Annotated in this window: 1 protein-coding gene; it reads right to left on the bottom strand. The window is 74.0% G+C overall.

Going from position 1 to position 10,056, the window contains the following annotated elements:
* Nucleotides 1–7 precede the first annotated feature (7 nt).
* Complete coding sequence (locus IF99_RS0114865; RefSeq protein ID WP_234340709.1) at nucleotides 8–10,042, bottom strand: non-ribosomal peptide synthetase; 10,035 nt, start codon at nucleotides 10,040–10,042, stop codon at nucleotides 8–10.
* Nucleotides 10,043–10,056: the final 14 nt, after the last annotated feature.

The following is a 10,056-nucleotide window of genomic DNA, read 5'->3' on the forward strand; positions in this document are numbered from 1 at the left end:
CCGGGCGTCACGCCTGGCCCGGTACGGTGTCGGTCGGGGTCAGTTCGCCCGCCGCGATGGACCAGATCTGCCGGACGACGTCCGGGTTCAGCAGCATTTCGCGGTGGGCGCAGTCGAGCGTGTGTTCCCGGATCTCGCCGGAGACGAAGGGCCGCCACCTTCCTGCCTTCGTCTCGGAGTCGGCGGAGACGAGCAGCAGGGTGCCGGTGGTCTTCCGGGTCCGGTGCGCGAGCAGGATGCGGGTGTTGTTCCGGACGATGCGGAGGTACGCCGCGTGCTCCTCGCCGGTGAGCGCGCCGGCCACCGTCTCCTCCTGTTCGGCGAAGCCGGCCCGCTGTTCGGCGGTGGCGGGACCGTCCACGGGACTGGAGTCGAGGAGGATCAGGGCGGCCACTTCCTCCCCCGCGTCCTGGAGCTGGGCCGCCATCTCCTGGACGACGTTGCCGCCGAAGGACCAGCCGAGCAGGTGGTAGGGGCCTGAGGGCTGCACGGTGCGGATCTGTGCGACGTAGTCGGCGGCCATCCGGGCCAGCGAGTCGGGCAGTTCCGTGGCCCCGGTGTCCATGCCGCGGGGGCGCAGGGCGTAGAGCGGCTGGTCGCCCGGCGCGGCGTCGGCGAGCCAGCCGTACTCCCACCCGAGGCCCAGCACGGTGTGGGCGCAGAAGAGCGGGGGCCGGTCGCCCGACGCCCGCATGGGCACGAGCACGTCGGCGGTACCCTGCCGTCCCTCGCGGGCGATCCAGGTCAGGAGGCCCGTGACGGTGGGCGCTTCGAACACGGCCCGGACCGGGACGTCGGCGCCGATGACCACCTTGACGCGGTTGACGAGCCGTACGGCGAGCAGCGAGTGGCCGCCGAGGGCGAAGAAGCTCGCGTCGACGCCGACGGGTGAGACGCCGAGCACCTGCTCGAAGACGGAGCACAGGAGTTGTTCGCGCAGGGTGACCGGGCCCCGGCCGCCGGTCGCGAGGGCGGTGTAGTCGGGGGCGGGCAGGGCGGCCCGGTCGAGCTTGCCGTGGGGGGTGAGGGGCAGCGTGTCGAGGCAGGTGAGGACGGGCGGCACGAGGTGTTCCGGGAGCCGTTCGGCCAGGTACTCCCTGACCTGCCTCACCAGGTCCGCTCCGTCGTCGCTCGCGGTCGCCGGAACGAGGTAGCCGACGAGGGCGGGTGCGCCGCCCGGGTCCTCGCGGGTGACGACGGCCGCCTGGGCGACCTCCGGGTGGCCGGCGAGGACGGCCTCGACCTCGCCCGGCTCGACGCGGAAGCCGCGGATCTTCACCTGGTCGTCCGCGCGGCCGAGGAATTCCAGGTGGCCCGCTGCCGTCCAGCGCACGATGTCGCCGGTACGGTACATCCGTTCCCCGGCCGGTCCGTACGGGCAGGCGACGAAGCGCTCGGCGGTAAGAACCGGGCGGCCCAGGTAGCCGCGGGCCAGGCCCGCGCCGGCGACGTACAGTTCGCCGGCCGTGCCGGGCGGCACGGGCAGCAGCCCGTCGTCGAGGACGTACGCGCTGATGTTGCGCAGGGGCCGTCCGATGGGCACGGTGTCGCCGTCCTGGTCCGCGTCGCACGGCCAGGCGGTGACGGCGATGGACGCCTCGGTGGGGCCGTAGAGGTTGTGCAGCGGTACGCCCAGGGTCTCCCGGACGCGCTCGCGCACGGCCCCCGGGAGCGCCTCGCCGAGGCAGAGGATCGTCCGCAGGCCGGTGCACCGCTCGGCGGCGCCGCCGTCGAGGAACGTCCGCAGCACGGAGGGGACGAACTGGGCGACGGTCACGCCCTCCCGCTCGATGAGCGAGGCCAGGTACGCGGGGTCCGGGTGAGCGCCGGGGCCGCTCAGGACCACCGCCGCGCCGTTGAGGAGCGGCCAGAAGATCTCCCACACCGAGGCGTCGAAGCCGAACGACGCCCGCTGCAGCACGCGGTCGGCCGGTTCGAGGCGGTACTCGTCCTGCATCCAGGCCAGTTGGTTGACCACGCCGAGGTGCGGGACACACACGCCCTTCGGGGTGCCGGTGGAGCCGGAGGTGTACATCACGTAGGCGGGGTGGTGCGGCCGCGGCGGAGTCCCGCGGTCGGCGTCGGTGACCGGCGCGGGGGCCGGGCCGTCCCGGAGGACGTCGGCGAGGGGTCCGTCGAGGTCGATCCACCGCGCGGGTGTGCCGTCCTCCGTACCGCCGAGGCGGGCCGTGGTCTCCGCGGTGCTCAGCACGAGGACCGGGGCGGCGTCGGTGAGCACGAGGTCGGTACGGTGCCGCGGCTGGGCGGGGTCGACGGGCAGATAGGCGGCGCCGGTCTTCACGACGGCGACCAGCGCGACGATCTGTTCCACCGACCGCTCCAGGGCCACGCCGACCAGGGTCTCCGGGGCGGCGCCGAGGCCGGTCAGGTGCCGGGCGAGCCGGTCGGAGCGCTCGTCGAGCTCGGCGTAGGTGACCTCGGTGCCGTCGCGGACCAGTGCCACGGCGTCGGGGGTGCGGGCGGCCTGCTCCGCGAAGAGCTCGGCGAGGGTGGCGTCGGGGAGCGGGCCCGCGGTGTCGTTCCACTCCTCGGTGACGCGCCGCCGTTCGGCGTCGTCGAGGAGTCCGACGCGGGTCACCGGCAGCGAGGGGTCGGCTGCGACCGTCTCCAGGACCCGCAGGAGCCGGGCCGTGAGCGTCTCCACGGTGGAGCGGTCGAAGAGTTCGGTGGCGTAGACGACCTCGCCGTCGAGCCCTGCGGGCGCGCCGGACTCGTCGAAGCTCTCCCGGATCTCGAAGTCGAGGTCGAACCGGGCCGTCAGCGCCCCGGTCGGCTCCTCACGCACTTGGACACCGGGCAGGCTGAGCGTGTCCCGGTGGTTGTTCTGCACGGCGAGCATCACCTGGAACAGCGGGTTGCGGGCCATGGAGCGGGCGGGGGCCAGCTCCTCCACGAGGCGCTCGAAGGGGACGTCCTGGTGCTCGAAGGCGTCCAGACCGGTCGTGCGCACCCGGTCGAGGAGTTCCAGGAAGTCGGGGTCGCCGGAGAGGTCGGTGCGCAGTACGAGGGTGCCCGCGAAGAAGCCGACGAGGTCGTCCAGGGCCTGGTCGGTGCGGCCGGCGACGGGGCTGCCCATCACGATGTCCCGGCCGGCGCGGCTCTTCGACAGCAGGACCGCGACCGCCGCGTGCAGCAGCATGAACATCGTCACGCCCTGCCCGAGCGCGAGTTCGGCGAGCCGCGCGTGCAGAGGCGCCGGGATCGTCAGCGGCACCAGTCCTGCCCGGTGGTCCGAGACCGCCGGGCGGGGCCGGTCCGTGGGGAGGCCGAGTTCCTGGGGCGCGCCTCGCAGCCGCTCCTTCCAGTGGGCGACCTGTGTGGCGAGCACGCTGTCGGGGTCGTCCGCGTCACCGAGGAAGTCGCGTTGCCACAGGGTGTAGTCGGCGTACTGGACGGGCAGCGGCTCCCACTCCGGGGCGCGTCCCGCGGCGCGGGCCCGGTACGCCTGGGAGAGGTCGCGCCACAGCGGGCCCATCGACCATCCGTCACCGGCGATGTGGTGGACGATGACCGAGAGCGCCCACTCGCCCGGCCGCAAGGAGAACAGGGCCGCCTTCAGCGGCAGTTCGCGGGCCAGGTCGAAGGAGTGGGTGGCGAGCCCGTCGAGCCGGGCGGCCAGTTCCTCCTCGGTGACGGCGGTGACCGGCAGCTCCACGGCGGCCTCGTCGACGGGGATGATGTGCTGGCACGGCTCGTCGTCGACCAGCGGGAAGGTGGTGCGCAGGCTCTCGTGCCGGGCGACGACGTCGGCGAGGGCCGTGCGCAGCAGCTCGGGGTCGAGGTCGCCGGTGAGGCGCAGGACGAGGCCGATGTTGTAGAGGTGGTTGGGTCCTTCGATGCGGTCCACGAACCAGAGGCGGCTCTGCCCGTAGGAGACCGGCAGCACGGCCGGCCGCTCCCTCGGCACCAGGGCGGGCCTGGCCCGGCGCCCCTCCCGGGTCAGCTGACGGGCGAGGCCCGACACGGTCGGGTTCTCGAAGACCGCGGCCACCGAGGTCTCGGCGCCCAGCACGGCGCGGATGCGGCTGACCAGCCGGACCGCGAGCAGGGAGTGCCCGCCGAGGGCGAAGAAGTCGTCGTCGATGCCGACGCGGGGCAGGCGCAGCACGTCGGCGAAGACGACGCCGAGCAGTTCCTCGTACGGGGAGGCCGGGCCGCGTGCGACGCTGACCGCCGCCATCGGGTCGGGGGCGGGCAGCGCCGCCCGGTCGACCTTTCCGTTGGGGGTGAGCGGCAGCCGGTCCAGGAGGGTCACGAAGGGCGGCACCAGGTGGTCCGGCAGCCGGTCGGCGACGAAGTGCCGGATGCGGTCGGCCAGTTCAGGTCCCGCCTGGGCCGGGTCCGCCGGTGCCGCGTAGGCGGCGAGGCGCTTGTCGCCGGGGGTGTCCTCGCGGACGACGACCACGGCCTGGGCCACGTCGGGGTGGGCGGAGACGGTGGCCTCCACCTCTGCGGGTTCGACGCGGAAACCGCCGATCTTGGCCTGGTCGTCGGCCCGGCCGACGAACTCCAGGACGCCGTCGGCCCGCCACCGCACCAGGTCGCCGGTGCGGTACATCCGGGCGCCGCCGTCCTCGAAGGGGCAGGCCGTGAACCGTTCGGCGGTCAGGCCGGGACGGCCCGCGTAGCCGCGGGCGAGGCCGTCTCCCGCGATGTACAGCTCGCCGGGCACGCCGACGGGGACGGGCCGCAGGGCGCTGTCGAGGACATAGGCGCGGGTGCGGGCCAGTGGACGGCCCAGCGGGATCGCCCGGCCGCTGTCGACGTCCTCGCGGGTGACGGGGTGGGTGTGGGTGTAGGTGGTGCTCTCGGTGGGCCCGTAGCCGTTCATCAGGCGGGTGCCGGGCAGGGTGTCGAGCAGGGCGCGGCAGTGCTCGACGGAGAGCGCCTCGCCGCCGGTCAGGACGGAGCGGACGCCGCTCAGCGCCTCGATGTCGAGGTCGATCACCTGGTGCAGCAGGCCGGTGGGGAGCAGGGCGACGGTGACCCGGTGCCGGGCGAGGTGGTCGCGGATGTCGGCGACGGACGGTGAGCCGGCCGGTCCCACGGCGAGGGTGGCGCCGTTGAGCAGGGTGGCCCAGACGTCGAACGTGGTGGAGTCGAAGGAGACCGAACCGAGGTGGGAGACGACGTCGCCCTCGCGCAAGTCGGCGTAGTCGGCGGGGCGGACGAGCCGGTCGACGGCGCGGTGGGTGGCGACGACGCCCTTGGGGGTGCCGGTGGAGCCGGAGGTGTAGATGGTGTAGGCGGCGGAGTCCAGGTGCGCGGGGGTGGCCGTGGGGAGGGCGTCCTCGGCGGCCACCGCTTCGCGGGTCGAGGGGTCGTCGAGGACGATGCGGGGCGGCCCTCCGGCTGCCGTGGGCAGTCGGTCGGCCGTGCCGGTGGTGGTGAGGACGGCGGTGGGGGCGGCGTCGCGCAGCATCAGCGCGATGCGGGCTTCGGGGTAGCCGATGTCGATGGGGAGGTAGGCGCCGCCGGTCTTCAGGACGGCGAGGAGCGCGACGATCGTCTCGGGCGACCGTTCCATGGCGACGGCGACGAGGCGACCGGGGCCCGCGCCGTGCCGGGCCAGGTACTGGGCGAGCCGGTCGGAGGCGGCGTCCAGTTCGGCGTACGTCATCCGCGCGTCGTCGGCGAGCAGGGCGGAGGCGTCCGGGGTGCGGGCGGCCTGGAGCCGGAAGCGGTCGGGGACGGTGGCGGCCGGCTCGGCCCGTTCGGTGCGGTTCCACTCGGTGAGGACGCGGTGGTGGTCGGCGGGGTCGAGCAGGGTGATGTCCCGGACGCGCCGGGAGGGGTCGGCGACGACGGCCCGCAGGACGAGCAGGAGGCGGTCGATGAGGGACTGGACCGTCGAACGGTCGAAGAGGTCGGCGGCGTAGGTGATGCCGCCTTCGATCCCGGCGGGCGCTCCCTCGTCGTCGAACCGTTCGGCGACGTGGAGGTCGAGGTCGAACTTGGCTTGGCCCAGTTCCGTGGTGAGGGCCTCGACACGCAGGCCCGGCAGGTCGATGCCGGCGGAGGGCACGTTCTGCACGGCGAGCAGGATCTGGAAGAGGGGGTGGCGGGCGCGGGACCGCGTCGGTGCCAGCTCCTCCACCAGGCGCTCGAACGGGACGTCCTGGTGTCCCAGGGCGCCGAGCGCCGCCCTGCGGACCCTGCCGAGCACCTCGGTGAAGGCCGGGTCGCCGGAGAGGTCGGTGCGCAGCACGAAGGTGTTGACGAAGAAACCGATCAGGTCGTCGGCGGCCTCGTCGGTGCGGCCCGCCACGGGGCTGCCGATGGGGATGTCCTGCCCGGCGCCGAGCCGGGAGAGCAGGACGGCGAGCGCCGCCTGCCACACCATGAAGGCGGTGGCGCCCTGGGCGACGGCGAGTTCCGTCAGGCGTGCGTGCAGGTCGGCGGGGACGCTCATGGGTACCCAGCCGCCTTCGCGGCTCGCCACCGCGGGCCGCGGCCGGTCGGTGGGCAGGGTCAGTTCCTCCGGGCTGCCGCTCAGCGCCTCCCGCCAGTAGGCGACCTGGCCCGCGAGGATGCTGTCGGGCTCGTCGCCGTCACCGAGCAACTCGCGCTGCCACAGGGTGTGGTCGGCGTACTGCACGGGCAGCGGCTCCCAGTCCGGTGCACGGCCCGCCCGGCGGGCGGTGTACGCGACGGACAGGTCGCGCAGCAGCGGGACCATGGACCAGCCGTCGGCGACGATGTGGTGCGTGACCAGGACGAGGACGGCCTCGTCGGTGCCGGCTCCGTCCACATCGAGGAGGGTGGCCCGTACGGGCGGCCCCGCGGTCAGGTCGAAGACGTGGCCGGCGGCTTCGTCGACGCGGGCGTCCAGTTCCTCGCGGTCCACGGACTCGACGGCGAAGTACGGAGGAAAGTCGTCGAGGGAGACGATGTCCTGGTACGGGTCGCCGTCGGCGTGCAGGAACCGGGTGCGCAGGCTCTCGTGCCGGGTGAGCAGGTCGGTCCACGCCGCCCGCAGCGCGCCGGTGTCGAGCGGGCCCGTCAGCCGCAGCGCGAGCGGGATGTTGTAGAGCGGCCCCGCGGCTTCGAGCCGGTCCACGAACCACAGGCGGCGCTGGGCGTACGAGAGCGGCACCCGGTGGGGCCGGGGGGCGGGGACGAGGGCGGGCCGCGGTACACCGGTGGAACCGGCCTCCTCGACGGTGGCGGCGAGACCGGCGACGGTCGGCGTCTCGAAGACCTCGTGCACGGGGATCTCGACGCCGAGAACGGCGCGAATCCGGCTGACGAGGCGCACCGCCAGCAAGGAGTGGCCGCCGAGCGCGAAGAAGTCGTCGTCCACACCGACCCGGGGCTTGCCCAGGACCTGTGCGAAGACGGAGCAGAGGAGTTCCTCGCGCAGCGACGGCGGCCGGCGCGACGCCTCGGTGCCCACCGCCTCGGGGGCGGGCAGGGCCGCCCGGTCCACCTTGCCGTTGGCGGTCAGCGGCAGTCGGTCCAGTACGACGACGGCGTCCGGCACCAGGTACTCGGGCAACCGTCCGGCGACGAACTCGCGGACGTCCGGGAGGGTTTCTCCGGGCGTCGGGGTCACATGGGCCACGAGGCGCTTGTCCCCCGGGGTGTCCTCGCGGACGGTGACGACGGCCTGGGCGACGGCGGGGTGCCCGGCCAGGAGCTTCTCGACCTCGCCGGGCTCGACCCGGAAGCCGCGGATCTTCACCTGGTCGTCGGCCCGGGAGACGAATTCGAGGGCGCCGTCGGCGCGTCGGCGCACGATGTCGCCGGTGCGGTACATCCGGGCGCCGGGTACGTCGAACGGGCAGGCCACGAACCGCTCGGCGGTGAGTCCGGGGCGGGCCACGTAGCCGCGGGCGAGTCCGGCGCCCGCGAGGTACGCCTCGCCCGCGACGCCGACCGGAACGGGTTCGAGGCTGTCGTCGAGGACGTAGACGCTGGTGTTGTCCATGGGGCGGCCGATCGACACGGTCTCGCCCAGGGAGTCGGGGTCGGTGAGGGCGATCTGGGTGGCGATGACGGTCGCCTCGGTCGGCCCGTAGCTGCTGCGGACGGTGATGCCGGGGGCGGCTTCCAGGACTCGGCGGACCGCTTCCTTGGGGACGATGTCGGCGCCGGTGAGCACGTCGTGGACACCGGCGAACGCGGCCGGGTCCTCCTCGGCGATGACCCGGAACAGCCCTGCGGTCAGGTGGGCGTGGGTGAGCCCGTGCTCGGCGACGAGGGAGCGCAGCCGGGCGGCGTCGGTCCGGCCGGGCGGGGTGACGATGAGGGTGCCGCCGGTGAGCAGCCGCACCCACACCTCGACGGTGGAGCCGTCGAAGGTGTGCGGCGCGGCGAACATGCCGCGGGCGGTGCCGGGGAACTGCCAGCAGCGGTCGCCCGCGAGGTCCACGATGTCGCGGTGGGTGATGCCGATGCCCTTGGGTTCGCCGGTGGAGCCCGATGTGAACATGGTGTACGCGAGCTGGTCGGGCAGGCTGCGTCCGGCGACGGTGCCCGCCGGCCGGTCGGCCCATGCGGCGTCCCCCCCGTCGGCGACGACGACGGTGGCGAACACGCCCCGCGCCTCCTCGGCGTACCGGCCGTCGGCCAGGCACACCTCGGCTCCGCTGCGGGCGGCCATCTCGGCGGTGCGGGCGGCGGGCTGGGCAGGGTCGAGCGTGAGGTAGGCGCCGCCCGCCTTGAGGACGGCCAGCAGGGTGGTGACCACGTCCGGGGAGCGGTCCATCACGACGGCGACCACGCTCTCCCGGCCCACCCCGAGGTCGATGAGGTGGTGGGCGAGCCGGTTGGAGCGGGCGTCCAGTTGTCCGTAGGTGACCGGTCCGGCCCCGGTGTCGAGCGCGACGGTCTTGGGTGCGCGGGAGGCGCGGACGGCGAACAGCTCCGGGACGGTGAGCGCCAGGGTGTCGCTGCGGGCACCGTTGGACTCGGTGAGCAGGCGCCGCCGCTCGGCCGGGTCGAAGACGTCGATACGGGAGACCGGCCGGGCCGGGTCGGCGGTGGCGGCCTCCAGGACGCGCAGCAGCCGGGCGACGAGGGTCTCGGCGGTGGAGTGGTCGAAGAGGTCGGTGGCGTAGGTGAGACCTCCGGCCATGCCGCTCGGCGCGCCGTCCTCGTCGTGGAGTTCGACGACCTGGACGTCGAGGTCGACCTTGGCCGTGGTGGGTTTGCCGGGTCCCGCGTCGACGTCGAGGCCGGGCAGCGTGACGTGGGCCTGCGGCATGTTCTGCACGGCGACCAGGACCTGGAAGAACGGGACGCGATCGGTGTAGCGGGCGGGGGCCAGCTTCTCCACGAGGCGGTCGAAGGGGATGTCCTGGTGGTCGAGGGCGTCCAGGGCCGTCGTGCGGACCCGGGCGAGCACGTCGGCGAACGTGGGGTCGCCGGACACGTCGGTGCGGAGCACGAGGGTGTTGAGGAAGAAACCGACCAGGTCCTCGAGGGACTCGTCGGTGCGGCCCGCGACGGGGCTGCCCAGCGGGATGTCCTCGCCCGCGCCGAGGCGCGACAGCAGGACGGCCACCGCCGCCTGCCACACCATGAACATCGTCACGCCCTCGGAGCGCGCCAGGGCGGCCATGCGCGCGTGCAGAGCGGCGGAGACCTCGATGTCGGCCCAGCCTCCGCCGCGTCCGGGCCTCTCCGGCCGAGGCCGGTCGAACGGCAGGGCGATCTCGTGGGGGACGCCGTCGAGGGCGGCCCGCCAGTGCTCGACCTGTGCGCCGAGGCGGCTGTCGGCGGTGTCCTCCTCGCCGAACAACCGCTGCTGCCAGAGCGCGTAGTCGGCGTACTGGACGGGCAGCGAGGGGAAGTCCGGGGCCTTCCCCGACAGGCGGGCCGCGTAGGCCTTCGACACGTCGCGCCACAGGGGGGCGAGGGACCAGCCGTCACCGGCGATGTGGTGCACGACCAGCACCAGGACAGAGCTGTCCTCGCCCGTGGTCAACAGCGTCGCCCGGATCGGGAGTTCAGCGGCCAGATCGAAGACGTGACCGGAGAACTCCTCGATCCGCCTCTCCAGCTCACCGGCCCCCACCGGCACCACCGCGA

It is taken from the genome of Streptomyces sp. NRRL F-5630 (genome assembly GCF_000719475.1).
Lineage (GTDB): Bacteria > Actinomycetota > Actinomycetes > Streptomycetales > Streptomycetaceae > Streptomyces.